The sequence below is a fragment of the Paenibacillus sp. IHBB 3054 genome (assembly GCF_051594305.1).
GTDB lineage: Bacteria > Bacillota > Bacilli > Paenibacillales > Paenibacillaceae > Paenibacillus_AQ.
Genome location: NZ_JBOFBG010000059.1, coordinates 1 through 26430 on the forward strand (window position 1 = coordinate 1; position 26430 = coordinate 26430).

Consider the following 26430-nt stretch of genomic DNA (forward strand, 5'->3'; position numbering starts at 1 on the left):
TCGCGGCCAGAAATAGAATATATCATGTATGGGTCAGCATTGCAAGCATTATTTATAAAATTCTTTCTAGAGTATACAGCTTGTACCGCCCCCTACTGCAAGGGCACCAGCATAAAGGGCGATAACAAAGCTTCGTTGGACTCATCCCTTGGGTTAGGCAATGATCTCCTGAATGTATAGCTCACGTTCCATCATCAGGTTAACGATCTTTCCTTCCACCTGAACCATAGGGCGGGTAGGGTTGCTGCGGTCCGTAAAGATAATCTCTCCATGACGCCCGTCGCTTAATCGTATTCTTGTGCCATTGTAGAGATCTGTTGTTTTCTGAATAAAGGTCTGAACGATAACCGGATCCAGCTTCCCGAAGCTTTCGGTCTGTAGCTGCTCCAATACCAGATAAGGCGACTGAGCCTTTCTGTATGCCTTCTCCAGGGTCATGGCGTGAAAGATATCAGCCACAGCAACGATCTTGGCGTAGACATGGATCTGGCTGCCCTCCAGATGGAGAGGATAACCTGTACCGTCTATTTTTTCGTGATGCTGAAGTGCCGCAAGTCTAACCCCTTCGTTAATAGCTGTAACATTTCTCAGCAGCTGGTATCCATAAGTGGTATGTCTGCGGACTTCTTCTAATTCCGCTCCATTCAGCGGGGTCGGCTTGTGCAGTAGTGCCCCATCTACTTTAACGTTACCGATATCATGCAGCAAACCAGCAAATGCGGCCTGCATCCAATCTTTCTGCGGATATCCGCACCACTGGGCTATCTTATAACAGGTTAATGCCGACAGCACTGCATTGTGATAGTTATAGTCTTCATCATGCAGAACCCGTGGAGCAAACTTCAAGACATGATAATCTTTTAAATTGCCGATCAATGCTTCCAACTGACTGCGTAATTCAAAAATGGGTATCGAGGCAGCAGCAACAGAACCGTAGCTCTGCTTAATCAAAATCAGCATCTTCTCATATTCATCATGTAAAGAGGAATTGCTTTTGGCCAGTACTGACTCATTAATGAGTGCTCCTGTCTTGACTGGCAACGTCTTCGCGGCTGCTTTAACATTTTCAGCAGGTATAGCCTCTCCCTGGTTGCCTTCAATCTCCACCTGTTGAATTAAAAAAGCCTGCAGAATCTCAACGTCGCGTGGCAGTATTATTTTTCCCTTGGGAAATAATACTCCTCCTAAAGGGGTAACTACATCTTTAATAATTTTTGAACCTGGTTTAACTTCTGCTACGGATATATTTGGCATCTACTCAGCCCCTCTACTTCATGACACTTGCGCTCAGGAATGCTGCTCTATATAGAGACTGAACATTACCGGCTAACTGGTGTGCCGCCAGGCAGCACCGGAGTACTTGATTCTCTAATTATAGTATGGATACTTGCAAGCGGCTAGATAGTGTATCGGCAATCCATATAAATTATATTAAAAAGCAAAAAAGAGCACGGGCTTCTTATAAGAAACCTGTGCTCTCTTTATAGGGTGCTATTCGAGAATATCCTCGTCATTGCCGGCGTCCATTTCAGGCTCAGCGGCTTCAATAGTTTCAGCAGTTTCATCTACCGCTATAACCTGGCCCTCTTCGCCGTCCTCGAGCTCGGACAATTCGTCTTCCTCATTCTTATCGGCTCTGCAAAGGGTGGCTACTGCATCATCCTCACGGATATTAATCAGCTTAACGCCCTGCGCATAACGGCCCATAGTAGAAATCCCATCCATACTCGTACGAATCAAGGTCCCGCTCGTTGTAATGATCATCAGGTCTTCGTCTTTCTTAACAACCTTCAAGCCAACAACCGGTCCATTCTTATCCGTAAGATTAATGGTCTTGATTCCCTTACCGCCACGGGTTTGTGAACGATAGTCGCTGGCAGGTGTACGTTTGCCGTAACCCTTAGTCGTTACGATCAACACCTCAAGCTCCTTGTCCACGCAGTCCATTCCGATCACATGGTCATTGTCGTCCAAGTTAATCCCTTTGACCCCTGTTGCACTGCGGCCCATAGAACGTACATCGTTCTCGGAGAAGGTAATCGACATGCCGCGGGCAGTACCGATAATCAGATTCTGCTCTCCGTCTGTCAGCTTAACTTCGATCAAGGAGTCTTCCTCACGAAGATTAATGGCAATCAATCCGCCTTTGCGGATGTTGTTATAATCTTCAAGCGGCGTTTTCTTCACGATCCCTTCGCGGGTAGCAAAGAACAGGTATTTGTCGCTATCCGCTTCCTCTACCTGGATCACTGCACTGATCTTCTCACCCTGCTCAATTTGAATCAGGTTGATGATCGGCGTCCCCCGTGCAGTACGTCCGAGCTCAGGAATCTCATACGCCTTGATCCGGTACACTTTGCCCTTATCGGTAAAGAACATGAGGTAATTATGGGAATTACTCACGAAGAGATGCTCCACGAAATCCTCATCCTTGGTATCCATCCCGATCACACCGCGGCCTCCACGCTTCTGGCTGCGATATGTGCTGACCGGTAGACGTTTGATATAACCGGTATGCGTAATCGTAATGACAACCTCTTCACGCGGGATCAGATCCTCGTCAAGAATGCTTTCTTCGCCGACAGTGATTTCGGTGCGGCGGTCATCCGAAAATTTATCACGGATTTCCTGAAGCTCGCTGCTGATGATATCCAGCACGAGATGCTCATTGGCCAGAATTTCCTTATACTCGGCAATCTTGACTAGCAATTCATTATACTCGTTCTCAATTTTTTCCCGTTCCAATCCGGTCAGGCGCTGCATCCGCATATCGAGAATTGCTTGAGCCTGCTCAATACTGAGGCTGAATGTTTCCATCAAGCCTTCACGGGCGATATCCGTCGTACGGGAAGCTCTGATCAGCGCAATAACCTCATCCAGATGATCCAGTGCAATACGCAGACCTTCCAGAATATGCGCCCGTGCCTCAGCCTTCTTCAGATCAAAGATCGTCCGCCGGCGGATAACTTCGATTTGATGCTGTAAGTAGTGATACAGCACGTCGCGAAGATTCAGAATCTTTGGCTCGTTGCCTACGATAGCCAGCATATTGATACCGAATGTAGATTGCATGGCAGTGTGTTTGTATAAGTTATTGAGTACGACACTTGGATTGACATCACGCCGCATCTCAATTACAACGCGCATACCGTTACGGTCGGACTCATCACGAAGATCGGTTATTCCCTCGATCCGTTTCTCACGTACCAATTCTGCAATCTTTTCAACCAATCTCGCTTTGTTGACCTGATAAGGCAGTTCATGCACAATGATCCGCGCTTTACCATTGTTCTCCTCGATGGTTGCTTTAGCACGCATCGTAACCGATCCGCGTCCTGTACGGTAAGCTTGGCGAATACCTTCACGGCCCAAAATATAGCCCGCTGTAGGGAAATCCGGCCCTTGAATATATTCCATAAGCTCCATAGGTGTGATCTCTGGATTCTTGATCATCGCCTGTACGCCATCAATGACTTCACCCAGATTATGCGGAGGAATGTTGGTAGCCATCCCTACAGCGATCCCGGATACCCCGTTAACGAGCAGGTTAGGATACCGCGCAGGCAAAACTACAGGTTCATTCTCTTCACCGTCATAGTTAGGTGCGAAATCAACTGTTTCCTTGTTGAGATCGCGAAGCATTTCTCCGGCGATTTTGGACAGGCGTGCCTCGGTATACCGCATAGCTGCTGCCATATCCCCGTCAATAGAACCGAAGTTCCCATGACCGTCTACGAGCATGTAGCGCATGGAGAAATCCTGCGCCATCCGTACCATCGTCTCATAAACAGCAGAGTCCCCGTGAGGATGATACTTACCGATAACCTCACCGACGATTCTCGCTGACTTCTTGTGAGGTTTATCCGGAGACATTCCAAGTTCCGACATCGCAAACAAAATGCGTCGGTGAACAGGCTTGAGTCCGTCCCGCACATCTGGCAAAGCCCGGCTTACAATGATGCTCATTGCGTAATCCATAAAGGATTCGCGCATTTCCTCACCAATGTCCCGATCTTTGACTTGCGGGTTATTTTGTTCAGCCATGAGTTGCTGGACCTCCTTCAGTTAAAAACCGCTACCCTTTATTATATTACTTTCACAAAAGCAGCACAATTAAACACTATAGATTTATATCTTCTATATTCATTTCTTTTGGCACAGTCAGGGGTAAATGCCCTTTCCGCCAATGTCTTCGTTACATAGACTGTAAAGACAAGAAGATTGGTTATATGGCCCTGGTTTTGTCCAAAAAGGCATAACCCCATATCCTTATATTATAACATTGTTTAGTTAGCTTGTCCTAAAATTTCAGCTTTCTAGATTCATCATCCGGATCAACCCACAAAACTTTAAGTTTATGCTTTCGAAGCCAAGTTTTGTACGAGGAAAATTCAATGCAGTTGCACTTACAGAACTTTTAAGGAGGAAGATAATGAGGATTCAACGGGTCTCCAGCAAATGGGCAAAAACTAAAGTTATCCTGCAAAACCGCCTACTGGCAATCTTCATCCCGGAAACACGAAAGTACAGTTTGGCCGCTCTTAACGAATTGCTCGGAACCTACGGGACGGTATATATAAAACCTGACCGCGGGACTTATGGGAATGGTGTGATGAGAGCCGAGCAGCGCGCGGTGAATTTGAGCCCCAGCGGACAGCAGCCGGTCAATGGAGATTATGGTACTGGAAGCAGTGAAGCCGCGGTTGAACAAAAAATAATGTATATCCTGCGCCACGGATTGGAGGCAGAAGCATTCTCCACAACGGAGGAGCTGCATAATGCTTTGAAGCCGAAGATTAGAGGACGTTCCTACTTAATCCAACAGGGAATTGATTTGCTCCGGCATGCTGACCGCCCGTTTGATTTGCGGGTACTGACGCAAAAAAGACCGGATGGAGGGTGGGAAACAACCGGAATGCTGGGCAGAGTCGCCGCTCCGCAAAAGATTGTGACCAATTATCATAACGGGGGCAGTGTCTTTACCGTCAATGCGTTGTTTAAAGAACATATGAGTCCGGCAGAGATGGCATCCACTCTTCAGTCGTTAAAATCCCTGGGTGTAAAAATAGCCATGCAGCTTGAAACAGCCTACCCTAGGCTTAAAGAGATCGGGCTTGATATCGCCCTGGATCAGCATCATGATGTATGGCTGCTTGAAGTTAACACCCTTCCCTCCATCATTGCCTTTAAACTAATTCACGACAAATCTGTTTATCGCAGAATTCATCGTTATGCTTTGGCGTATGGACGGCTAAAGAGAAGAAAAACAGCCGTCTCCCGCCGGTAACCCCTCTCCTGAGCAAAAGATTGCCCTAACCAAAAGAACCTCCGGCTTCTATTCGCCAAGGAATAGGAAACTGGAGGTTCTTTGCTAAGAACATATGCTTCAGGCCTGTATGAGGGCCGGAGTACGCATATGATTAAATATCAAGGTTCCGAACAGATTGGGCATGTTCCTGAATGAACTCGCGACGCGGCTCGACGTTGTCGCCCATCAGCGTATCGAAAATTCCGTCAGCCAAGATGGCATCATCAATCGTTACCTGCAGCATCATGCGACTCTCAGGATCCATGGTGGTATCCCAAAGCTGGGTGGCGTTCATTTCTCCCAGACCTTTGTAGCGCTGAACATTTACCTTAACATTCTCACCAAAGGTAGCAATGATCTCATCGCGTTCTCTCTCACTTTGAGCATAGCGGATGACTTTGTTGCGCTCAATTTTGAACAGCGGCGGCTGGGCGATATAAATATAGCCAGCTTCGATAATCTTCCGCATGTAGCGGTAGAAGAAGGTCAACAGCAGAGTCCGGATATGGGCTCCGTCGACGTCCGCATCCGTCATAATAACAACCTTGTGATAACGCGCCTTGGACAGATCGAAGTCCTCGCTGATCCCGGTTCCCAGAGCAGTAATAATCGCCCGGATTTCGGCATTGGAGAGGATACGGTCAAGCCGTGCTTTCTCTACGTTCAGGATTTTACCGCGCAGCGGCAGAATCGCCTGGAAGTGACGGTCCCGGCCCTGCTTGGCTGATCCACCGGCAGAGTCACCTTCGACGATATACAGCTCACTGATCGAAGCGTCCTTGGATGAGCAGTCTGCCAGCTTACCCGGCAAGGCACTGACTTCAAGAGCGCTCTTGCGGCGGGTCAGTTCACGGGCTTTGCGGGCAGCCTCACGGGCACGTGAAGCCTGCAGTGACTTCTCCAGCACCCGCCGGGAAACCGCAGGGTTCTCTTCCAGGAATTCCTGCAGCTTCTCACCGAACAGGGATTCTACAATCCCGCGGACTTCACTGTTGCCGAGCTTGGTCTTCGTTTGCCCTTCGAATTGCGGCTCAGGAATTTTGACGGAAATAATCGCCGTCAATCCTTCACGAACGTCATCTCCGGTCAGATTGTTGCTGCTGTCCTTGATCACGCCGGTCTTGCGGGCATAATCATTGATGATCCGTGTCAGTGCACTCTTAAAGCCGGATTCATGCGTTCCGCCTTCATGTGTATTGATATTGTTGGCAAAAGAGTAAATGTTCTCTGTGTACGAATCGTTATATTGCAGAGCTACTTCAACCGCAATCATATCCCGTGAGCCTTCCACGTAGATCGGATCCTCATGAAGTGCCTCTTTTTTCTCGTTCAAATATTTCACATATTCCACGATACCGCCATCGTATTTGAAGGTATTGGAAACCCCAGTCCGTTCATCCAGCAATGAAAGCTCGATTCCCTTGTTAAGGAACGCCAGCTCGCGGATACGGGTAAGGAGCGTGTTGTATTCGAAGACTGTCGTTTCGGTGAAAATCTCCGAATCCGGATGAAAGGTTGTAGTGGTACCCGTCTCGTCGGAATCTCCGATAATCTTGATATCATATTGCGGTGCACCGCGTCTATATTCCTGCTGGTAGACGTGGCCGTCACGTTTGACGGTTACAACTACCTTCTCGGATAATGCGTTCACAACCGATATCCCTACACCGTGAAGACCGCCCGAAACCTTATATCCGCCACCGCCGAATTTACCACCTGCATGCAGGACAGTCATTACAACCTCAAGCGTCGATTTCTTCAGCTTCACGTTCTCACCGACAGGGATACCCCGTCCGTTATCAATAACGGTCACACTGTTATCCTCATGAATCATCACTTGAATCCGGTCGCAAAAACCTGCCAGCGCCTCATCGATACTATTATCGACGACCTCCCAAACCAAATGATGCAGACCTTTAGCGCTAGTGGAGCCAATGTACATGCCGGGACGTTTCCGAACAGCTTCCAGCCCTTCCAGTACCTGAATCTGGCTCTCATCATATGTCGGTTGATTCATTGACATGCCTTCACCTACTTCTTTCTGATTATCTCTTGTAACCTGAAAAGCTTATATTTCCAACAAGATTTTGGCTCTTTTTTTGAGAGTGGAGGAGGAAATAGGGGAGTAGTACACAGTATTTTTGGTCACGACAATGGACTTCGCTTCCTCTTCACCGATTCGTTCCAGTTTTTTATCCTGCTGGGAATGAACAATGAACTGCTTCGACACCTTCGAGGATTTCTCAATCGATATATCAAATATAGCAATCAGCTCTGAGGATCGAATAATCTTTTCTCCGCCCAAATGAATATACATTCTCTTCCTCCGCTCTTTATAACTCCACTTTTCCATCATGAACATGGTATAGGCTTGCGCCTTTTAATTTATCGGCACTTAAACTTTCCACACCGGTGGCAGTGATGAAGGTTTGTACCTTGCTTTGAAAGGTTTCTATAAGCTGAGTCTGGCGGTAAGGATCAAGCTCGGACAAAACATCATCAAGAAGCAGCACAGGATATTCCCCGATTTCTTCATGGATCAGCTCGATTTCCGCCAGCTTGAGCGATAAAGCTGCCGTGCGCTGCTGCCCCTGAGAACCGTAGACCTGAGCTTCTCTTCCGTTGATAAAAAAGGACAGGTCATCCCGATGGGGACCCGTCAGCGTCATGCCGCGCCTAATTTCCTGATCTCTTGTTTGTGATAACTTTAACATAAATTTGTCTAATAAGACAGCTTCATCTTCCTCGTCCCGCTCGCCGAAAGAGGGGACGTACAGCAATTTCAGCTCTTCCAAGCCGTTCGTAATGCCCCGGTGAATGCTTTCTGCCCAGATTTGCAGCTTCTTTATGAATTGTTTCCTTTTTTTGACGATTTTAACACCATGCTCTATAAGTTGGGCATCCCATATTTCCAACAGCTCCTTGCCTGCTGCTTCTTTGCCCCATAGCTGCTTCAGCAGATTGCCTCTTTGCAGAAGCACCTTCTGGTATTGCTGCAGATGGAAAAGATAACTTGGCTGCACCTGGCCAATCTCCATATCAAGAAACCGGCGCCGTATTCCAGGTGTCCCTTTGACGATCTCCAGATCTTCCGGAGCGAACATCACCACGTTGAGCGATCCGACGAATTCACTGAGCCGGCGCTGTTCCAGCCCGTTGATTCTGGCTTTTTTGCCTTGGGCGGACAAGGTCAGCTCCAGCTTCAAATCGCCATATTTACGTTCCACCTCGGCAACAATTTGCGCGGATCCTCCGGGAGCATCGAAAGAAATGAGTTCCCGGTCCTTCGAGGTACGGTGGCTCTTGGTCATCGCCAGGACGAACAGAGCCTCCATGAGGTTTGTTTTGCCCTGGGCATTCTGACCGAGAATCAGGTTCACATCGCCCAGGCTCTCCAGACGCAGCAGCCCGTAGTTACGGTAATGCTGCAGACCGATATTTTTAACAAACACGAACCTCTGCCTCCTTGGGTGAACTACTCTTTTATTCCGCCGCCTTCAATCTCGAATGCGCCGTTGTCCTGAACCTCTATTGTATCACCCGGATAAAGCTTTCTGCCACGTCGTTCTTCTTTTTCCCCGTTAACCTTCACGTAGCCTTCCTGCAGCAGCGCCTTCGCCATGCCGCCTGTGGATACGCAATCCGAAAGCTTCAAGAACTGATCCAGCTTAATATATCCACTGTGGATAAGTATTTTTTTCATGTTTTTTATCCTTTCCACCACTTATCCACAGGTCCGTGAACAGCGGCGTTTAATTTGTTGTCCGATACGGCAGAATGACATACAAACTGCGGCTGTCATCCAGCGGTTTAAGAATAATCGGACTCATCATACCGGTGAAGGCGATGACGAGCTGCTCGCTTTCGACAACTTTCAGGACATCGAGCATATATTTGGAGTTGAAGGAGATTTTGAGCGGTTCGCCTTTGAAATCAAGCACTTCAAGTTCTTCACGGACCTTTCCCAGCTCTGACGAGCTGGAAGAGATCTCAACATCGCCGTTCTCCAGTGTCTGCATACGCACAATGTTTGTTTTTTCTTCACGGGACAGCAAATAAGCGCGGTCAATCGATTCGCTGAGTTTTTTTGTATCCAAAGTTAGTTCTGTTTTGTAGTTGGTCGGAATAATTCTAGAAGTATCCGGATAAATTCCATCCAGAATCCGCGAATAGAACAGCACTTTGTCGATTTTGAAGAGCACCTGATTATCGGCCACGACAATATCCACCAGCATATTCTGGTCCGGTATGATTTTGCTTAGCTCATTCAGCGTTTTGCCGGCAATGACAATGTTGGCGAATTGGACACTCTCGGTCCCTTCCAGATGCGCAGCTCTTGTGGCCAGACGGTGGCGGTCGGTAGCTGTAAATTTAAATTCGTTCTCACTCAGATTCCACAGAATCCCTGTTAGAATCGGCGTTGTCTCTTGAGTGGAGATGGAGAAAGCGGTTTGTTTAATCATATTTTTCAGCAAATCACCTGGAATTGAGATCGTTTCGTTCTCCTCGATGCTCGGCAACACTGGGAATTCCTCGGGGTCAAGACCGACGATCTGAATTTCCGTGGAGCCGGAAGAGATATAGGTTTGAAAGCCCTCTTTAACTTCCATGTGAATTTCTTTGGAGGGAAGCTTCTTGATGATCTCGACGAAAAACTTGGCTGGAAGCACAACGCTGCCTGGCTGCTCCACTTTTACGATGGTATGGCTATCGTTCTCTGCAGGTATGAAGGACTGGATGGAAATGTCCGTATCACTTGCAGTCAGGGTAACGCCTTGATGGCTTACCTCCAGCTTAATGCCGGTCAGAATGGGGATCGTGGTTCTGCTGGAGATTGCCTTGGATACGTGCCCGATTGATTCGTTGAGTTCATTTTTAAGAATGCTGATTTTCATGATTTCACTCCTAGCTGAAAAATTGGGAAATAGGTGTACGTAATTCCTCTTCGAAACCTGCTCTTAGAAGATGAATTATTATAGTTATTTAATAGTATTAGTAGTAGGGGAGCCGTTTATGTGGATAACCCCGGAAACAGCATAAAATTAAGCCTATCCACATGTGTATAGATTGTGCATAGGCTCTTTGTTCCTCTTAGGAAGGATTTTTAATTTTCTCCGCAAGATTATTTACCACTTTGTACAACTCCTGGTCTACCTTTAATTGCTGCGTAATCTTCTCATGGGCATGTATAACTGTCGTATGGTCACGTCCCCCGAAAGCTTCTCCGATTTTGGGAAGCGAATAATCCGTTAATTCACGGGAGAGATACATAGCGATTTGACGTGGAAAAGCTACGGCTTTGGTGCGTTTGCGCGCCTTGAAATCTTCCATGCGCAAATTGTAATATTCGCCGACCTTTTGCTGAATATCATTCATGGTAATCATCTTCGGCCGGCTGGAAGGGATGATATCCTTCAGTGCTTCGGCTGCCAGATGAGTGGTTACGTCCTGGTTGGTAAGCGATGAATAGGCGACAACCCGGATCAATGCGCCCTCAAGCTCGCGAATGTTCGTATCGATCTGGTTGGCGATGTACATCATGGCCTCATTGGGGATATCCAGGTTCTCCGCCTTGGCTTTCTTGCGCAAAATGGCAATCCGCGTCTCCAGATCAGGCGGTTGAATATCGGTAATGAGTCCCCATTCAAAACGGGAACGAAGCCGTTCTTCCAGAGTGGGAATTTCCTTTGGGGGACGGTCGCTGGAGATAATAATTTGCTTGCGTTCTTCATGAAGAGCGTTAAACGTATGGAAAAATTCCTCCTGCGTTGACTCTTTGCCGGCCAGGAATTGAATATCGTCAATCAGCAGAATGTCAACGTTGCGGTATTTGTTACGGAAGCTTTCACCGCGGTTGTCACGGATGGAGTTGATGAATTCATTCGTGAATTTCTCGGACGAGATGTAGATAACCTTATTGTTAGGGTTATGTTCCAGGACGTAGTGTCCGATGGCATGCATTAGATGAGTCTTCCCGAGACCCACCCCGCCGTACAAAAACAAGGGGTTATACGCTTTGGCAGGCGCTTCCGCTACAGCCAGTGAGGCTGCATGCGCAAACCGGTTGCCGGAGCCGATAACGAACGTATCGAAAGTGTATTTGGGATTAAGCAAATGAGTCTGCGCTTCTTCACGCGATACTGCGGGAGAAGGCGTCATCTGCTGGATTACAGGCTCTACGGGCTTGTTCTCCTCAATCACAAATCTGACGTCAACCTGTTGTCCGGTAACTTCATAAACCGTAGCCCCTACCAATTTGGTGTAACGACTTTCCAGCCATTCTACGGCAAACGTTGTAGGTGCCGAGATGATAATGGCGTGCTGGCTAAGAGTTAATGCCTTCGTAGCCTTAAACCATGTATCGAAGCTCGGTTTGCTTAATTTGGTTTGAATAATCGATAATATTTGCTGCCATAATTCGGAAGTATGGCTGTCCACAGACTGTCACTCCTTTAAATCTTCCAAATGTGGCATCAGCCATGAAGTGGAAATGTCGAAGAAAATGGGTTGGTGCTGAATCTTATCCCCAATATGCAATATCAAGAGACAAAAAAATATGGATAAATTTGAATTGTTCACAACTTTATCCACAGCTTGTTGATAATATATAGAACAAACAAATCTATTCACATTCAAAAGTAATACCATCATAGCAAATGCCCCCTTACTTTTCAATGAGCGACACCATTTTATCCACAAATTCAAGCACTTGTGTATAATTTTTAAGAACAACACTACATATTGTTGATAATTTGTTTACCGTTCGACAGTTTCCGTCATGACTTCGATTTTTTTATACACAGGTTGTGCGCATGTGTGATTAGTCGACTTCATTTTTTGCACACAGGTGGATAACTGTAAAACGCTGTGGATTAAATTTTTGGATCGGTGGATTGTGGATAAGCGGATTTAAATGAGGGGGAGTAAGGTAGGAGAGACAAGGTTGACTTTTTCACACATTATGTGTTTAAATATATAAAGGTGTTTTCTGTGAGGATATGTCTTCAAATTATAATGACAATACTTGTAGATACTGTCCCTACTCAAAAGAGCGGCTTAGTCCGTTTCTGCTAATATGACAGTAATTAAGTTCCTGTAAGGGAGGTGCAATACATGAGACCGACGTTCAAACCGAATGTGAGCAAACGCAAGAAGGTGCATGGTTTCCGCAAAAGAATGAGCACGAAAAACGGCCGCAAAGTGCTGGCAGCCCGCCGCTTGAAAGGCAGAAAAGTTTTGAGTGCGTAAGTTAGGCCACTTAAGGACCACTGCGGTGGTCCTTTTTTAAATATAAGGGGGCAGGACAGGTGCATCACATGGTTCGCTTCCTTATATAGCCTGAGAAACGGAGATCGGCCTTTATAATGGAGGAGGTTCCGTTTTTCACGAGTGCATGAATATTTGTTAAGCTCTGCAGAGGATGTTGGCTACACTTTGCGGGGCTTTTTAATGTATGCGGATGTAAATGAAGGAATAAGCCATATGTCCGGACTCAACCGTTTATGGCGGCAGCCGGATGACTATACTAATTAGAAGAAAAATTCCGGAGCTCATCGTGTCCGGTCTTTGAATAGGAGATTCCCGTGCACATAAGATTACGATTACGAAACCGTGCCGACTTCAGTCGCGTATATCGCCATGGGAAGTCATTTGCGAATCATCAGTTTGTAGTGTATTGGTTCAGCAGAAAAGAGGTGGAGCGGTTTCGGTTGGGTGTGTCGGTTAGCAAAAAGGTCGGAAACGCTGTCGTCCGTAACCGGATGAGACGACTGGTGAAGGAAATTATCCGCCATCATGAACCGGAAATTGCCGGCGGGCTGGACATGGTCTTCATCGTTCGTAAAGGAGCACTTTCCATGGATTACGCCGAGCTGGAGAAAAGTGCGCTTCATGTGCTGCGCAAAGCCAAGCTGCTCAAGGCTTCACGCAAGTAAGGGGCTTGTTTATTTGTATTCATAATTATGGTATGATTTACGGTGCAATGGAATGTTTATGAGAGGGGTTTTGAAGTGTCTCTATTGAAGACTAGACGAGGAAAACAATTTCTTCTCCTCGGCCTAATGGTACTGATGATTGCTGTTCTGTCAGGGTGCGCTCCATCATCAGCGGTTACGCACACTACGGAGGATTTGAAGAACGGAAGCTTTTGGCAAAGTAATGTCGTTTATTATTTCGCCATAGCGCTCGATACTTTCGCAAAATGGTTTGATGGACAGTATGGACTAGCCGTACTTGTAATGGTTTTGATCGTCCGCACGTTAATTTTGCCGCTTACCATGAAGCAGGTAAGGAGCTCGCGTGCGATGCAGGCCATTCAACCGGAACTCCAAAAGATCCAGAAAAAATATAAAGATCAGCCTGAAAAAGTACAGCAAGAAACGATGCGCCTGTTCCAGGAGAATAAGGTAAATCCGATTTCCGGCTGTCTGCCGCTGATTGTGCAAATGCCGATTTTTATCGCTCTATACAACTCGATCTATTACAACCCTGCTCTGCGGGAGCATTCGTTCTTGTGGCTCCAGCTCGGCAAACCCGATCATCTGTTCATCCTGCCGTTGCTGGCTGCAGCTACTACATTCCTGCAGACCAGAATGATGACCAAGATGAATCCGGTTCAACAGCAGGGCCCTATGCAGTTCATGATGATGGTATATCCGGTTCTGATTTTCATCATGTCCTACAATTTCCCTTCAGCACTTCCACTGTACTGGTTCTACAGTAACCTTTACACCATTATTCAGAACTACTTCTTATACCGTAACAACGATAAGACCAAATTGGCTGTTGCAGGTGCCGGTAGCAGCAGTGAAGTTAACCTTGTGAAGAGCAAGAATCCTGCTTCCGCTACGAAAAGCAATGGAAGCAAAGGATCGAAGGGGGCCAAAAAGTCAAAATGAGCAAAATCGTCGCAACAGGGAAAACCATTGAAGAAGCTGTAGAACGGGGACTTAACCAGCTTGGAGTTCAAAAGGACCGGGTCACGGTCAACGTACTTGAACAGCCGTCAAGAGGATTCCTTGGATTGATCGGTGCGAAGGATGCCAAGGTTGAATTAACCTTAATTGCCGAGGCCGCACCGGCATCAGCGGCGAGTGCTCCGTCAATGCCTCAGCAGTCATCTAGAGAGAGCAAACAGGAGGCTGTCGGCGGCGTGCCGCGCCAAGATTCCGGACAACCGGTGGAGGAAGCATACCAAGAGGCCGTTCATTTCATCGTGGATGTCGCCAAGAGTATGGGGCTTGAGGTAGAAGTGGAAATCGTTCATACGAAGGAATCGACCATTCTGCAAATTTCCGGTCCGGATCTGGGGCTGCTGATCGGCAGAAGAGGACAAACTCTCGATGCTTTGCAGTATTTGGCTAATATTGTGGCCAACCGTTATTCTGACAGTTTCATCCGGCTGGTGCTGGATGCGGAGAATTTCCGCGAACGCCGCAAAAAGACATTGGAAGAACTGGCTGACCGGCTTGCGGGACGGGTAGTTCGAACCCGTAAAGAGGTCGTGCTGGAGCCGATGTCACCGCAGGAACGGAAGATTATACATGCCAGGCTGCAGGATCACCGGCAGGTCAACACCCTTAGTAAGGGTGAAGAACCGAATCGCCGTGTCGTTATAACATTGAAGTAGAGACTAATATTGCCGCAATGACTCCTTGACCAATGTAAGGGGTCATTGCTTTTTTTAAAATAGAAGAAAGTATAGATTATATCGAGGTGAATAACAGCATGCTTAGTGACACCATCGCTGCCGTATCGACGGCATTAGGCGAAGGGGGAATTGCGATCATCCGGGTGAGCGGCCCACAGGCCATCTCCCAGGTCGCACCCTTGTTCCGCAGCCGGGTCCCGCTGACTGAAGCGGAATCACATACCGTTCATTACGGTCATATTATAAGTCCGGCTGACGGCGAACGAATGGAAGAAGTACTGGTAACTGTGATGAAGGGGCCGCGTTCTTTTACAACAGAGGATGTAGTGGAGATTAGTGCCCATGGCGGGGTGATTTCGGTCAGAAGAGTGATGGATCTGCTGTTGCAGCAGGATATCCGGTTGGCTGAGCCGGGTGAATTCACCAAGCGTGCTTTTTTGGGCGGACGAATTGACCTTTCCCAGGCAGAAGCGGTGATTGATTTGATCCGTTCCAAGTCGGACCGGGCTTTTTCCGTTGCGCTGAAGCAGGTTAGCGGTTCTTTGTCCCAGCGTATTCAGTCCCTGCGCCATACCCTTATTGAGACGCTGGCGCATATTGAAGTGAATATTGATTATCCCGAACATGATGTGGAATCCTTAACCGCTGAGTTTATTAAAGACAAGAGCAGTGAAGTAATGGACGGCATTAATAAGCTGCTCAAGACTGCTAATGAAGGAAAAATTTTGCGCGAAGGCATTACGACAGCTATTGTGGGCCGTCCCAATGTCGGTAAATCATCCCTGCTGAATGCACTGGCTCGTGATAACAAAGCGATTGTAACGGATATTCCAGGAACAACACGTGATGTCATAGAGGAATTTGTAACGATTAATAATATACCGTTGAGGCTGCTGGATACAGCAGGTATTCGTGAAACCATGGATGTAGTGGAAAAAATCGGGGTAGAGCGTTCCAAAGCAGCTTTTAGTGATGCCGACCTGATTCTGCTGGTGCTGAATGCAAATGAAGAGCTGCATGAAGATGAGCTGGAACTTATGGAACAAATCCACGGTAGACAAGCCTTAGTCATCATGAATAAAATGGACTTACCGGCACGCCTGGATAAAGCCAAGCTGCACGAATATTTTAGCGAGGCCAGCATTGTCCCGATGTCGGTACTGGAAGAGGAAGGCCTGGATAAACTGGAAGAGGCTATTTCGGAGCTCTTTTTTGGCGGAAAGCTGGAATCGGGCGATTTGACTTATGTAAGTAATGTACGCCATATCGCACTGCTCAAAAAAGCGCATAGGTCGCTTCAGGATGCGTACGAGGCTGCGGAGATGCATATTCCAATTGATATGATCCAGATCGATGTAAGGCTGGCTTGGGAGCAGCTTGGGGAAATTATCGGGGATACTGCTGCCGATTCTCTGCTGGATCAAATTTTCTCACAATTCTGTTTAGGCAAATAGCATGCTTCTTGCGAATAATTCATTACTGAGTTATTGCAGATCATGTTCATCATATTACTGCGATTGAAACGCAGCCTTTGGGGAGGAACAAGACATGAGTTATGAAGGAGGCAGCTATGACGTTGTTGTCATAGGCGCCGGACATGCCGGTTGCGAGGCTGCTCTGGCGGCTGCACGCATGGGCTGTAATACGTTGATGATTACGATAAACCTGGATATGGTGGCGTTTATGCCCTGCAATCCGTCCATTGGCGGACCAGCCAAGGGTCATGTAGTGCGCGAAATTGATGCACTCGGCGGTGAAATGGGCCGCAACATCGATAAGACATACATTCAATTGCGTATGCTTAACACAGGCAAAGGACCCGCAGTCCATGCCTTGCGCGCGCAAGCAGATAAATTCCTGTATCAGCATGCGATGAAAGAAACGATGGAGAAAACCCCTAACCTATCGCTGCGCCAGGGCATGGTGGAGGAGCTTATCGTTGAAGACGGCCGCTGTGTGGGGGTAATTACGAAGACAGGCACGGTGTACCGCAGCAAGACGGTTATTTTGACGACTGGAACTTATTTGCGGGGCAAAGTGATTATGGGTGAGCTGACGTATGAGAGCGGGCCGAATAATCAGCAGCCTTCAGTACGGTTGTCCGAAAATTTGCGTGAGCTTGGTTTTGATCTGGTGCGCTTTAAGACGGGGACACCCCCACGTGTGCATAAGGATACGATTGATTTTTCCAAAACGGAAATTCAGCCGGGTGATGACAAACCCAAGTTCTTCTCATTTGAAACGAAGTCGTCGCAGAACGAGCAGCTTCCTTGCTGGCTCACCTATACCTCTGAAGTGACTCATCAGATCATTAATGACAATCTTCATCGGGCGCCGATGTTTACTGGAATCATTGAAGGAACAGGACCCCGTTATTGCCCTTCTATAGAAGATAAAGTTGTCCGTTTCAGCGATAAATCCAAACACCAGATATTCCTTGAACCGGAAGGGAAAAACACATCGGAATACTATGTACAAGGACTTTCCACCAGTCTTCCTGAAGATGTTCAGCTGGCGGTTCTCCGTTCGATTCCGGGGATGGAAAAGGTCGAAATGATGCGTAATGGTTATGCAATTGAATATGATGCCATGGTTCCTACACAGTTATGGCCTTCGCTGGAAACCAAACGTTTGCCTGGGCTGTTCACTGCCGGTCAAATCAATGGAACCTCCGGCTATGAAGAGGCAGCAGGGCAGGGGGTTATGGCAGGTATTAATGCAGCGCGGAAAGTTCAGGATAAAGAACCGGTTGTACTTGATCGGTCACAAGGTTATATTGGCGTTCTGATTGATGATTTGGTTACTAAAGGAACTAATGAACCTTATCGTCTGCTTACCTCGCGTGCGGAATACCGTCTGCTGCTTCGCCATGATAATGCTGATCTGCGTCTAACTCCTATCGGACATGATATTGGTCTGATTCCTGAGCAGCGGTATGAGGCTTTCCTGGATAAAAAAGAACGTGTTGAACGTGAAATCGTCCGGCTCCAGGAAACTAAGGTGAAACCAGTGGAAGTCAATGATGCGCTTGTGGGTTATGAATCTGCCCCAATCGTAGATGGAAGCAACATGCTTACCCTGATGCGCCGCCCTGAGCTTACGTATAGTTTCGTGGACCAGGTTTCTCCTTCTCCTGAAGCACTGGACGAAGAGATGAAGGAGCAGGTTGAAATTCAGATTAAATATGCCGGATATATCGAGAAACAGCTGCAGCATGTGGAAAAACTGCAAAAGATGGAGAAGAAGAAGATTCCTGAGAATATCAACTATAACGAAATTCATGGATTGGCAATGGAAGCGCGGCAGAAGCTGACTAAGATTGCTCCAATCTCAATCGGGCAGGCTTCGCGGATAGCTGGGGTAACACCAGCAGATATTTCGATTCTTCTTGTACATTTGGAGCATTTCAATCGTGTGACGGCAGCGAAAGGATAATCTATGGATAATACTGTAGCACAGTTTACGGCTCTACTTCAGCAACAGGGAATCAAGCTGAACCCGGAGCAGCTTAAGCAATTTGAGCTTTATTATCAAGAACTGGTTTCCTGGAATGAAAAAATGAATCTCACCGGAATTACCGAACGGGATCAGGTATATACTAAGCACTTTTATGATTCCCTTTCACTTGCTTTCTATTTAAAGATGGATGATGCGAAAAGCTTGGCTGATATCGGATCAGGAGCCGGCTTCCCAGGGATTCCGCTTAAGATTTGTTTCCCGCATTTGAAGCTGACAATTGTTGATTCACTAAGCAAACGAATTTCCTTTCTCCAGCATGTATGCGATACACTGGGATTAGAAAATGTTCAATTGATTCATGGCCGGGCAGAGGATGTATCCCGACAATTTGTTCATCGCGATGCCTATGATATAGTTACGGCCCGGGCGGTTGCCCGTTTATCCCTGTTGAATGAATTCTGTCTTCCGTTTACGAAAAAAGAGGGTGTGTTTGCAGCAATGAAGGGTAGTGATCCTGCTGAGGAACTAAAGGAGGCGAAGTTCAGTTTCAAGGAGCTTCGCGCTGAACTGCAAAAGGTTGAATCCTTCAGTTTACCCGTAGAGGAATCTGCCAGACATATCGTTATTATTCGCAAGACAGGAGCCACTCCAGCAAAATATCCGCGTAAAGCGGGAATTCCGGCCAAATCTCCTTTGATCTGATTGTTTCACGTGAAACATCGTTTGAGAGAATAAATGTGTAAAGATCAAGTCCTTATTCCTTAGGGCTTGATCTTTTTTTGAAATATAAGAATTTATATGTTTCACACGATAACTTATCCTTCTATTTCTCGCTGAAACGGTACCGTCCTTAAAAAGGACGGCAAAGCCGTTTCCACTTATGTTTCTCCATAGCTTTATTCGTGGCATGCATTGCAGGAAAAATAGGTCCATATGGAGAATAGGATTATGAGCGAAAAAGTGATAGAATAATATAGTAAGAGTTTTAGGAAGGGTTGCACTCCCGATTTAGCAGATTTTTCATCTAGAAAGAGATTTTTGCGCTGGGAACCGCCACCGAAAAAACTGCAATATCTTTTGGAATGAAATCAATAGAAGCTTTCTTTTTGCTGTACGATACGATAAGCTTTTCGCTAGGCAGGGTCAAGGCGATCGTACTATAACGAAATTAGGTGGTTATGAACGGAATGAAAGAACAATTCACCAAGCTTTTTGGATTTACCGAGCGGAGCAGCGGAGAAGAGATCAAACAAATCCCGGTTCATGAGGTCATCAGCAGTCCTTATCAGCCACGGACTATTTTTGATGACGATAAGATAGACGAACTCTGTCAGACTATCAAAACTCACGGTGTGATCCAGCCTATTGTCGTGCGGATGCGCGATTCCCAGTATGAGATTATCGCGGGTGAACGGCGCTGGCGGGCTGTGAAGAAGCTTGGTCTGGAGACAATTCCGGCTATTGTTCGTGAGTTCAATGATTCACAGGCTGCATCTATTGCCTTAATCGAAAATTTGCAGCGTGAAGGTTTGACCTCAATTGAAGAAGCTATCGCTTATCAGAATTTGATTGATCTTCACCAATTGACTCAAGAAAGCTTGGCACAGCGTCTCGGTAAAAGCCAGTCAACAATCGCGAATAAAATCCGCTTGCTGCAATTACCTGAACAGGTTAAAACTGCACTTATGGAACGCCAAATTACAGAACGGCATGCCCGTTCCTTGTTATCTCTTGACAGTGTGGAAATGCAGTTGAAGGTGCTCGCGGAGATTATTTCTAAAGGCTTAAATGTTAAGCAGACAGAGGCAAGGATCGCATTTTATAAAGCTGTGAATCAAACCAAAAAATCCAAACGGGTTTCCTATACAAAGGATGTCCGGCTCGCACTAAATACAATTCGTCAATCCATAGATATGGTATCAGGTTCTGGAATGGAGATTAAAACCTCGGAAAATGACCGCGGTGACCATTACGAGATCGTGATTCAAATCCCAAAAAGATAATTCGTTTTAAAAGCTGAAGGCGGCCCTGAGGTGATTGGCCGCCTTTTCTGTGACTTGAACCGGAGTATATCACATCAGACAGAAATGAAACGATATTTGTATATTTGTCTATATTTCTCGCAAAAAGTGATGCCGTATTCAATTTACGATTGCGCCGTAACAACTCACGACCTACAAGATGATTCTTCCTAACAATTCGAGGTGAAATAAGTGTCCAAGATTATTGCCATAGCAAATCAAAAAGGTGGAGTCGGTAAAACGACAACCTCTGTGAACCTTGGTGCCGGTATGGCTACTTTAGGGAAAAGAGTGCTTCTTGTCGATATTGATCCGCAAGGCAACACTACAAGCGGCGTTGGCATCAACAAAGCGGATGTAGCAAATTGCATTTATGATATCCTTATTAATGAAGTGAATCCTCAGGAAACGATATTGGAAACACAAATTGAGGGGCTTCATATTATCCCGGCAACAATTCAATTGGCGGGTGCGGAGATTGAATTGGTATCTACAATTTCCAGAGAGCTGAAGCTGAAGAAGGCGCTTAATGCGGTGAAGAGCAATTATGATTATATTATCATTGATTGTCCTCCATCATTGGGTATCCTTACCATTAATTCACTGACGGCTGCAGATTCAGTGATTATTCCTATCCAGTGTGAATATTATGCCCTTGAAGGATTAAGCCAGCTGCTTAACACTGTGCGTCTCGTGCAAAAGAACCTCAACCCGCATTTAAAGATTGAAGGGGTATTGTTAACCATGCTTGATGCCCGGACTAATCTGGGGATCCAAGTGATTGAAGAAGTGAAAAAGTATTTCCAGGAAAAAGTTTACAAGACGATTATCCCACGCAATGTGCGGTTGAGTGAAGCGCCTTCCCACGGGCAATCGATTATTACTTATGATACCCGTTCCAAAGGAGCGGAAGTGTATTTAGAGCTGGCAAAGGAAGTGATCTCTTATGAGTAAGCGTTTAGGGAAAGGTCTCGATGCGTTAATTCCATCCTTGTCTATTAATGAAGACGATAAGGTTGTGGAGATACCTCTAGGGCAATTGCGCGCTAACCCTTATCAGCCCCGTAAGGACTTTAATGAGGAAGCCATACAAGAGTTGGCTGAATCCATAAGACAACATGGTGTAATCCAACCGATTATTGTTCGCGCTGTGCTAAAAGGTTATGAAATCATCGCCGGTGAACGCAGATTCCGCGCTTCGCAATATTGTGGAAAAGCAACCATTCCTGCTGTTGTGCGAAGTCTTAGCGACCAGCAAGTTATGGAAATTGCCCTGATTGAAAATCTGCAGCGGGAAAATCTAAACGCGATGGAAATCGCAGTTGCTTATCAGGGGTTGATGGATCAATTTTCGCTTACCCAAGAGGAGCTTTCACTGAAGGTAGGTAAATCAAGATCGCATATCGCTAACTTTTTACGACTGTTGACTTTGCCGGAAGAAGTGAAGGAATATGTTTCACGTGGAACAATTTCCATGGGACACGCTCGGGCAATCGTTGCCTTGAAAGATCCGGATACGGTGAAACAGTTAGCGGATCAATGTGTGGAACAGCAGTGGAATGTCAGACAGTTAGAAGAGGTCGTAAAGAACCTGGACCGTAAACCTGCCAATGGCATAAAAGCGAAAGTTGTTAAACGTGATCCATACATTGATAATGTTGAGGAAGGATTGCGCGAGCGATTCAAAACAACAGTGAAGATTAAACAAGGTAAAGAAAAAGGCAAAATTGAAATCAATTATTACAGTGCCCAAGACCTGGAAAGATTACTGGAACTATTGGGAAACTGATTTGGATATCTGTGCCCGAAAACATATCCTGAGATATCCTTTAGCGGATATGGAGGGGTGTGTTTTTTAAATGAGAAAAAGTGAGGGTGGAGAGATGGAGGAATTGGTTTATTTAGATCATGCGGCAACTTCATGGCCTAAGCCCCCTGAGGTGGCTGCCGCGATGCTGGATGCCCTGCAACACTCCGGCGCGAATGCTGGCCGTGGTAATCACTCGCTGGCCATTGGGACAGGCAGGGTACTGGTGAGAGCGCGAAGCATGCTTGCTGAACTTTTTTCTATCTCCAACGCACAGGATATTGCCTTTACCCACAATACAACAATGGGGCTAAATATGGCCATTAAGGGTACACTGCAACGGGGGGATCATGTCATCTCAACGATGACGGAACATAATTCCGTTCGTAGGCCGCTGGAGTATTTACGCCGGACTTTAGAAGTAGAAGTAGATTATTTGCGCGTCGATTCTAAAGGCCAGGTCGATTTGCTGGAACTTCAAAAATCATTAATATGCAATACTAAAATGGTGATCTGCAATCATAGTTCCAATCTGCTGGGCAGTATTCTGCCGATCGGAGAAATTGGCGACATCGCAAAGTCTCACGGGGCGGTGTTTCTGGTGGATGCTGCGCAAAGTGCCGGGACGCTGGAAATAGATGTAGCCCAAATGAATATTGATTTGCTTGCATTTCCTGGTCATAAAGGGCTGCTTGGACCGCAGGGGACAGGAGGACTATATATTGCTCCAAACCTTGATTTAGAGCCATTGATGCATGGAGGGACAGGCAGTCAGTCTGAAATCAGTGAGCAGCCTACTGTTCGGCCTGACCGGTATGAAGCGGGGACACAAAACGCTGTAGGGATAGCCGGGCTGCTTGCAGGCTTGAAAAAGATAAAGTCTTTAGGCCCGGCGAATATTCACCGGCAGGAATGGCTGCTGACACAGAAACTAATGGAAGGCTTGTCCGGCATTCCTGGTATGAGGTTGCTTGGGCCTGGGATTGGTGTTTCGCGCAGCGGAATTGTTTCGTTTACAATAGAAGGGCAGGAGTCGGCAGAGATCGCACATCGGCTGGACCGGGAGTATAACATTGCTGTGCGTGCCGGTATGCACTGTACTCCGTTGGCCCATAAAGCGGCGGAGACACTGGAGAGCGGTGCTGTACGGGCAAGTGTAGGAGTCAGCTCCACGGAACATGATATAAACAGAATGCTGGTCGCCATGGAGGAACTATATGGCTTTGCCCGCAGCAGATAAATACGAAGGATGGTCCATATATGTCAGAATTGAATCAGTTAATAAATGAGCAATTATCCTGGTTTGTTATTGCGTTCACCGTTGTGGTTATAATAATGGCTATAGTGTTGATTGTTCAGGGCAGCAAGCTTGGCAAGATGCGGCGCAGATATGAAACGATGATGAGCGGTAGTGGTGTGGAAGATCTGGAAAGCTTGTTAATTGATCTTAAGAATCAAGGCGATATGCTGGAAGAGGAGCAGAAGGAGCACAAGGCTTTGATTGAAGCTGCTCAGGCTAAAATGCGCGGCATGAAGTCAAAGATGGCTATGAAGCGATATAATGCCTTCGGTGAACGCGGAAATGACCTGAGCTTTTCGCTGGCAATAGTGGATGACAATCGCAGCGGAATTGTGCTCACCAGTCTTCATAATCGTGAGAACTCCTATATCTATTCCAAACCGCTTGAAGCGGGAGAATCCCAATATCCTTTGTCTCCAGAAGAGAAGGAAGTTATTGCTCTCGCGTTGCAGCAGATTTAGCATGAAGATTCCACTGTTTCAGGGCAGAATAGAGGCTGACAGCAATAATATCAGATAACCGCATTACAAGGCTCAATCTTGTATTCTGTAATACGAAGTACTCCATAAAGCCGCCTACATTAACGATGCCAGTCAGATGGATATCGCCAACAGGGGGAAGTTGCTTGTTAACGCCGGCTCCGGGTTTTAAAGGTCCGTCTACGACCTGAATACAGCCGACACTCGTAGAATGGCCCAGGCAGGCATCTATACCAATGATAAAAGGGTTATTATACTTCTCTCGGATGAGGGTAAGGGTTTCTTCCAGATTAACGGCATGCACAGGCTCGTCCAGTGTTCCATACAGGTGGAACAGAGGGCTGTGGAACCGCGCCAGGGCTGTTCCAACCAGCGGTCCAAGTGAATCTCCGGTTGAACGGTCCGTGCCTATACAGACGATCACAATCGGTGTATCGGGACGGGTGCGGGAAAAGTGAAAAAGCAGACGGTGGGTAATAGCAGAATAGATATTGGGATCGGCATGTGATATTTTTAAACAGGATGTTTCTTGCAGTGGTGCAGCTTTAGAAGAAGAGTTCATATAATCTTCCTTTCTGAGGGGGACTCTACGAAAATATCAGCAGGCTTGTCTTTCAGTTGAAAGGTTGCTGATGATCCTAGTATATGGATGAAAGAGATTTTTTATACTACAGGGGCAAGAGATAGGACGTTTAACCCAGAGGGAGGCGTGGAGATGGAGGAAGAGCTGCTGATTGCTTTTGATTCTACGCAGCAGGCGCTGCGCGCCGAAATGCTGCTGGAATACGCGGAAATCGAAATTGATATCTTCCCGACTCCCAAAGAAATTACAGCAGGCTGTGCAATGTCTATTCAGTTCTTTCGGGGAGCAATCGGGGAAGTCCGGAAGATTATAGCGGAGCAGGACGTTGAAATCCGCGGGATCTATGGCAAGGACAATAAAGGAAGAGGTTATACACTTATCACCGAAGGGGAGGGAGTAGATGAATAAGTGGATGTTGAATGCAGAAGAACCTACAGATCCATTGAAAGCTGCATATACTCTTAGTGATAAGGTGTGGGAGTTTTTCACCAACACGGAAATGTGGGCCAATGTACTGTTTTCAGGCTTGCGGATTCTTATCATCTTCATTCTGACCCGGGTCATTATAAAAGTGGTATCCAAGATCATTGACCGTTCAATGGAACGGGAGACCCGTGGCAGAATACTGGTGAACAGCCGCCGGTTCTCAACCGTTGGAGGACTGCTGAAAAATGTGGTTACGTTTATCTGTAATTTTGTAATGATCATGATAATTCTCGCTGAATTTAATTTTAATTTGGGCCCGCTGCTGGCAGGAGCCGGGGTAGTGGGGCTTGCTATTGGTTTTGGAGCGCAGAGTTTGGTCAAAGATGTAATTACCGGATTCTTTATCATTTTTGAGGATCAGTTCGCGGTAGGTGATGTAATCCAGACCGGTACTTATAAAGGGACTGTAGAGATGATCGGTCTCAGAACGACAAGACTGCTGAGCACTACCGGTGAGGTTCATATCATCCCGAATGGTACCATTATCAATGTGACCAACTATTCCCTTGCCAACGCTTTAGCAGTGGTGGATGTTCCGGTGAAAATAGAGCGGGGGCTTGAAGGCACTCTTTCATTGATTGGTGAAGCGCTTGTGGGAATCGAGGAACGTAATTCAAATGTACTCGCGTACCCGAATATACTGGGGATTCAGTCCATGAGCACTTCAGAATATGTGATTCGTGTGGCGGCGAACTGTCTCCCTAACGCCAGAGAATCGGCAGAACGGCAGATCCAGAGCGATATCAAACAGGCGCTGGAGAAGCAGATTAGTCTGGAGGCGGCTAAGGCCGAGCAGGAAGCGCGTGAACTGGCGGAGCGCGAGGCTCGGGCAGCGGAAGCCGAGGCGCTTGAAGCGGCACGCAGAGCCCGGGAAACCGAGGGGAATAACCCGATAAGGCAAGTCGCTGCGGCTCAGGAAAGAGAAGGCGAAGAGGGGGAAGAGTGATGGAACGGAAGGTTTTCCAGTTGGGTGATGTTGTGCAGATGAAGAAGCCGCATCCTTGCGGCACTAATGAAATGGAGATTATCCGCATGGGTATGGACATCCGTATTAAGTGCATCGGCTGCCAGCATAGTGTCCTGATTCCCCGTGCAAAGTTCGAGAAGAACATGAAAAAGGTTCTGCGTGCAGCGGAAAGCGGACTTGAATAATTAAGCTTGCAAAGCAAGCTGCATCATGATACAATAAATCTTGCTGCGGAGAGGTACCCAAGAGGCCCAAGGGGGCTGACTCGAAATCAGTTAGGCGTGTCACAGCGTGCGTGGGTTCGAATCCCACCCTCTCCGCCACTACAGCATCTTATAATCGTTAATCCAACCTTCGCTGATCGGCGGAGG

25 protein-coding genes and 1 tRNA gene are annotated in these 26430 nt (G+C 46.8%); 17 read left to right on the top strand and 9 right to left on the bottom strand.

Annotation, left to right across the window (positions count from 1 at the left end; genetic code table 11):
• Positions 1 to 153: 153 nt before the first annotated feature.
• Entirely contained in the window at positions 154 to 1254 is a 1101-nt protein-coding gene (locus tag ACQ76X_RS33845; protein ID WP_438498200.1) for an HD-GYP domain-containing protein, read from the bottom strand.
• A gap of 237 nt (positions 1255 to 1491) precedes the next feature.
• Positions 1492 to 4044 carry a DNA gyrase subunit A gene (gene gyrA / locus ACQ76X_RS33850; protein WP_438498201.1) on the bottom strand — a complete coding sequence of 851 codons (2553 nt, stop codon included), beginning with the start codon at positions 4042 to 4044 and terminating at the stop codon, positions 1492 to 1494.
• 388 nt (positions 4045 to 4432) lie between these two features.
• On the opposite strand from gyrA, the gene ACQ76X_RS33855 reads away from it, so the two are divergent.
• Positions 4433 to 5287, top strand: coding sequence for a YheC/YheD family protein (locus ACQ76X_RS33855; RefSeq protein WP_438498202.1), 855 nt, complete (start codon positions 4433 to 4435; stop codon positions 5285 to 5287).
• A 133-nt stretch (positions 5288 to 5420) separates the two neighbouring features.
• Here ACQ76X_RS33855 and gyrB read toward each other — a convergent pair whose 3' ends face one another.
• The 6 genes from gyrB to dnaA form a co-directional block, all read right to left on the bottom strand.
• A complete protein-coding gene (gene gyrB, locus ACQ76X_RS33860; protein ID WP_341097488.1) occupies positions 5421 to 7331 on the bottom strand; it encodes a DNA topoisomerase (ATP-hydrolyzing) subunit B in 1911 nt (636 codons plus the stop codon).
• Positions 7332 to 7376: 45 nt separating this feature from the next.
• Entirely contained in the window at positions 7377 to 7625 is a 249-nt protein-coding gene (gene remB / locus ACQ76X_RS33865) for an extracellular matrix regulator RemB (protein ID WP_076114400.1), read from the bottom strand.
• Positions 7626 to 7641: 16 nt separating this feature from the next.
• Positions 7642 to 8760, bottom strand: a complete 1119-nt coding sequence (gene recF, locus ACQ76X_RS33870; RefSeq protein ID WP_438498203.1) for a DNA replication/repair protein RecF — start codon at positions 8758 to 8760, stop codon at positions 7642 to 7644.
• 23 nt (positions 8761 to 8783) lie between these two features.
• Positions 8784 to 9011, bottom strand: a complete 228-nt coding sequence (gene yaaA / locus ACQ76X_RS33875) for a S4 domain-containing protein YaaA (protein WP_038584289.1) — start codon at positions 9009 to 9011, stop codon at positions 8784 to 8786.
• A 49-nt stretch (positions 9012 to 9060) separates the two neighbouring features.
• Positions 9061 to 10203: a DNA polymerase III subunit beta gene (gene dnaN, locus ACQ76X_RS33880; protein WP_076114399.1), complete on the bottom strand. Its 1143-nt coding sequence runs from the start codon at positions 10201 to 10203 to the stop codon at positions 9061 to 9063.
• 196 nt (positions 10204 to 10399) lie between these two features.
• Positions 10400 to 11746 carry a chromosomal replication initiator protein DnaA gene (gene dnaA, locus ACQ76X_RS33885; protein WP_438498204.1) on the bottom strand — a complete coding sequence of 449 codons (1347 nt, stop codon included), beginning with the start codon at positions 11744 to 11746 and terminating at the stop codon, positions 10400 to 10402.
• 675 nt (positions 11747 to 12421) lie between these two features.
• Between dnaA and rpmH the strand changes: the two genes are divergently transcribed.
• The 12 genes from rpmH to ACQ76X_RS33945 all read left to right on the top strand — a co-directional run bounded on the left by rpmH (position 12422) and on the right by ACQ76X_RS33945 (position 24005).
• Entirely contained in the window at positions 12422 to 12556 is a 135-nt protein-coding gene (gene rpmH, locus ACQ76X_RS33890; protein WP_019914530.1) for a 50S ribosomal protein L34, read from the top strand.
• A 335-nt stretch (positions 12557 to 12891) separates the two neighbouring features.
• Positions 12892 to 13242: a ribonuclease P protein component gene (rnpA, locus tag ACQ76X_RS33895; protein ID WP_438498206.1), complete on the top strand. Its 351-nt coding sequence runs from the start codon at positions 12892 to 12894 to the stop codon at positions 13240 to 13242.
• Between the two features lie 75 nt (positions 13243 to 13317).
• Positions 13318 to 14205 carry a YidC/Oxa1 family membrane protein insertase gene (locus ACQ76X_RS33900; RefSeq protein WP_340895743.1) on the top strand — a complete coding sequence of 296 codons (888 nt, stop codon included), beginning with the start codon at positions 13318 to 13320 and terminating at the stop codon, positions 14203 to 14205.
• Complete coding sequence (jag, locus tag ACQ76X_RS33905; protein ID WP_038598268.1) at positions 14202 to 14936, top strand: RNA-binding cell elongation regulator Jag/EloR; 735 nt, start codon at positions 14202 to 14204, stop codon at positions 14934 to 14936. The genes ACQ76X_RS33900 and jag overlap by 4 nt, the downstream gene beginning before the upstream one ends.
• A gap of 98 nt (positions 14937 to 15034) precedes the next feature.
• Positions 15035 to 16411 (top strand): tRNA uridine-5-carboxymethylaminomethyl(34) synthesis GTPase MnmE, encoded by a 1377-nt coding sequence (mnmE, locus tag ACQ76X_RS33910; RefSeq protein ID WP_438498208.1) that lies wholly within the window; start codon positions 15035 to 15037, stop codon positions 16409 to 16411.
• Between the two features lie 94 nt (positions 16412 to 16505).
• The gene (gene mnmG, locus ACQ76X_RS33915; protein WP_438498209.1) at positions 16506 to 18392 is read left to right on the top strand and encodes a tRNA uridine-5-carboxymethylaminomethyl(34) synthesis enzyme MnmG; all 1887 of its coding nucleotides are present in this window, start codon (positions 16506 to 16508) and stop codon (positions 18390 to 18392) included.
• 3 nt (positions 18393 to 18395) lie between these two features.
• The gene (rsmG, locus tag ACQ76X_RS33920; protein WP_438498210.1) at positions 18396 to 19118 is read left to right on the top strand and encodes a 16S rRNA (guanine(527)-N(7))-methyltransferase RsmG; all 723 of its coding nucleotides are present in this window, start codon (positions 18396 to 18398) and stop codon (positions 19116 to 19118) included.
• A gap of 485 nt (positions 19119 to 19603) precedes the next feature.
• Positions 19604 to 20419 (top strand): nucleoid occlusion protein, encoded by an 816-nt coding sequence (gene noc / locus ACQ76X_RS33925; RefSeq protein WP_438498212.1) that lies wholly within the window; start codon positions 19604 to 19606, stop codon positions 20417 to 20419.
• A 210-nt stretch (positions 20420 to 20629) separates the two neighbouring features.
• A complete protein-coding gene (locus ACQ76X_RS33930) occupies positions 20630 to 21391 on the top strand; it encodes a ParA family protein (RefSeq protein ID WP_438498214.1) in 762 nt (253 codons plus the stop codon).
• Positions 21384 to 22226, top strand: a complete 843-nt coding sequence (locus ACQ76X_RS33935) for a ParB/RepB/Spo0J family partition protein (RefSeq protein ID WP_438498216.1) — start codon at positions 21384 to 21386, stop codon at positions 22224 to 22226. The genes ACQ76X_RS33930 and ACQ76X_RS33935 overlap by 8 nt, the downstream gene beginning before the upstream one ends.
• Before the next feature lie 94 nt (positions 22227 to 22320).
• Complete coding sequence (locus ACQ76X_RS33940; RefSeq protein ID WP_438498225.1) at positions 22321 to 23484, top strand: aminotransferase class V-fold PLP-dependent enzyme; 1164 nt, start codon at positions 22321 to 22323, stop codon at positions 23482 to 23484.
• 20 nt (positions 23485 to 23504) lie between these two features.
• Positions 23505 to 24005 carry a DUF4446 family protein gene (locus ACQ76X_RS33945; protein ID WP_438498218.1) on the top strand — a complete coding sequence of 167 codons (501 nt, stop codon included), beginning with the start codon at positions 23505 to 23507 and terminating at the stop codon, positions 24003 to 24005.
• On the opposite strand, the gene yyaC is transcribed toward ACQ76X_RS33945, so the two are convergent.
• Positions 23977 to 24585, bottom strand: a complete 609-nt coding sequence (gene yyaC, locus ACQ76X_RS33950; protein WP_438498220.1) for a spore protease YyaC — start codon at positions 24583 to 24585, stop codon at positions 23977 to 23979. The genes ACQ76X_RS33945 and yyaC overlap by 29 nt on opposite strands.
• A gap of 153 nt (positions 24586 to 24738) precedes the next feature.
• Here yyaC and ACQ76X_RS33955 point away from each other — a divergent pair, with 153 nt between their 5' ends.
• The 4 genes from ACQ76X_RS33955 to ACQ76X_RS33970 all read left to right on the top strand — a co-directional run bounded on the left by ACQ76X_RS33955 (position 24739) and on the right by ACQ76X_RS33970 (position 26382).
• Positions 24739 to 25014: a DUF3343 domain-containing protein gene (locus ACQ76X_RS33955; RefSeq protein ID WP_038598256.1), complete on the top strand. Its 276-nt coding sequence runs from the start codon at positions 24739 to 24741 to the stop codon at positions 25012 to 25014.
• Positions 25007 to 26038 (top strand): mechanosensitive ion channel family protein, encoded by a 1032-nt coding sequence (locus ACQ76X_RS33960; protein ID WP_438498223.1) that lies wholly within the window; start codon positions 25007 to 25009, stop codon positions 26036 to 26038. Before ACQ76X_RS33955 ends, ACQ76X_RS33960 begins: the two co-directional genes overlap by 8 nt.
• Entirely contained in the window at positions 26038 to 26244 is a 207-nt protein-coding gene (locus ACQ76X_RS33965) for a DUF951 domain-containing protein (protein ID WP_038598254.1), read from the top strand. Before ACQ76X_RS33960 ends, ACQ76X_RS33965 begins: the two co-directional genes overlap by 1 nt.
• A 47-nt stretch (positions 26245 to 26291) precedes the next feature.
• A tRNA-Ser gene (locus tag ACQ76X_RS33970) sits at positions 26292 to 26382 on the top strand.
• Positions 26383 to 26430: the final 48 nt, after the last annotated feature.

Coding starts and splice junctions, on each gene's coding strand:
- ACQ76X_RS33845 (WP_438498200.1), bottom strand. CDS start 1,254: ATGCCAAATATATCCGTAGCAGAAGTTAAACCAGGTTCAAAAATTATT.
- mnmG (WP_438498209.1), top strand. CDS start 16,506: ATGAGTTATGAAGGAGGCAGCTATGACGTTGTTGTCATAGGCGCCGGA.
- ACQ76X_RS33945 (WP_438498218.1), top strand. CDS start 23,505: ATGTCAGAATTGAATCAGTTAATAAATGAGCAATTATCCTGGTTTGTT.
- ACQ76X_RS33935 (WP_438498216.1), top strand. CDS start 21,384: ATGAGTAAGCGTTTAGGGAAAGGTCTCGATGCGTTAATTCCATCCTTG.
- jag (WP_038598268.1), top strand. CDS start 14,202: ATGAGCAAAATCGTCGCAACAGGGAAAACCATTGAAGAAGCTGTAGAA.
- ACQ76X_RS33940 (WP_438498225.1), top strand. CDS start 22,321: ATGGAGGAATTGGTTTATTTAGATCATGCGGCAACTTCATGGCCTAAG.
- yaaA (WP_038584289.1), bottom strand. CDS start 9,011: ATGAAAAAAATACTTATCCACAGTGGATATATTAAGCTGGATCAGTTC.
- remB (WP_076114400.1), bottom strand. CDS start 7,625: ATGTATATTCATTTGGGCGGAGAAAAGATTATTCGATCCTCAGAGCTG.
- yyaC (WP_438498220.1), bottom strand. CDS start 24,585: ATGAACTCTTCTTCTAAAGCTGCACCACTGCAAGAAACATCCTGTTTA.
- mnmE (WP_438498208.1), top strand. CDS start 15,035: ATGCTTAGTGACACCATCGCTGCCGTATCGACGGCATTAGGCGAAGGG.
- ACQ76X_RS33960 (WP_438498223.1), top strand. CDS start 25,007: ATGAATAAGTGGATGTTGAATGCAGAAGAACCTACAGATCCATTGAAA.
- rsmG (WP_438498210.1), top strand. CDS start 18,396: ATGGATAATACTGTAGCACAGTTTACGGCTCTACTTCAGCAACAGGGA.
- gyrB (WP_341097488.1), bottom strand. CDS start 7,331: ATGTCAATGAATCAACCGACATATGATGAGAGCCAGATTCAGGTACTG.
- dnaN (WP_076114399.1), bottom strand. CDS start 10,203: ATGAAAATCAGCATTCTTAAAAATGAACTCAACGAATCAATCGGGCAC.
- noc (WP_438498212.1), top strand. CDS start 19,604: ATGAAAGAACAATTCACCAAGCTTTTTGGATTTACCGAGCGGAGCAGC.
- gyrA (WP_438498201.1), bottom strand. CDS start 4,044: ATGGCTGAACAAAATAACCCGCAAGTCAAAGATCGGGACATTGGTGAG.
- rpmH (WP_019914530.1), top strand. CDS start 12,422: ATGAGACCGACGTTCAAACCGAATGTGAGCAAACGCAAGAAGGTGCAT.
- ACQ76X_RS33955 (WP_038598256.1), top strand. CDS start 24,739: ATGGAGGAAGAGCTGCTGATTGCTTTTGATTCTACGCAGCAGGCGCTG.
- ACQ76X_RS33855 (WP_438498202.1), top strand. CDS start 4,433: ATGAGGATTCAACGGGTCTCCAGCAAATGGGCAAAAACTAAAGTTATC.
- ACQ76X_RS33965 (WP_038598254.1), top strand. CDS start 26,038: ATGGAACGGAAGGTTTTCCAGTTGGGTGATGTTGTGCAGATGAAGAAG.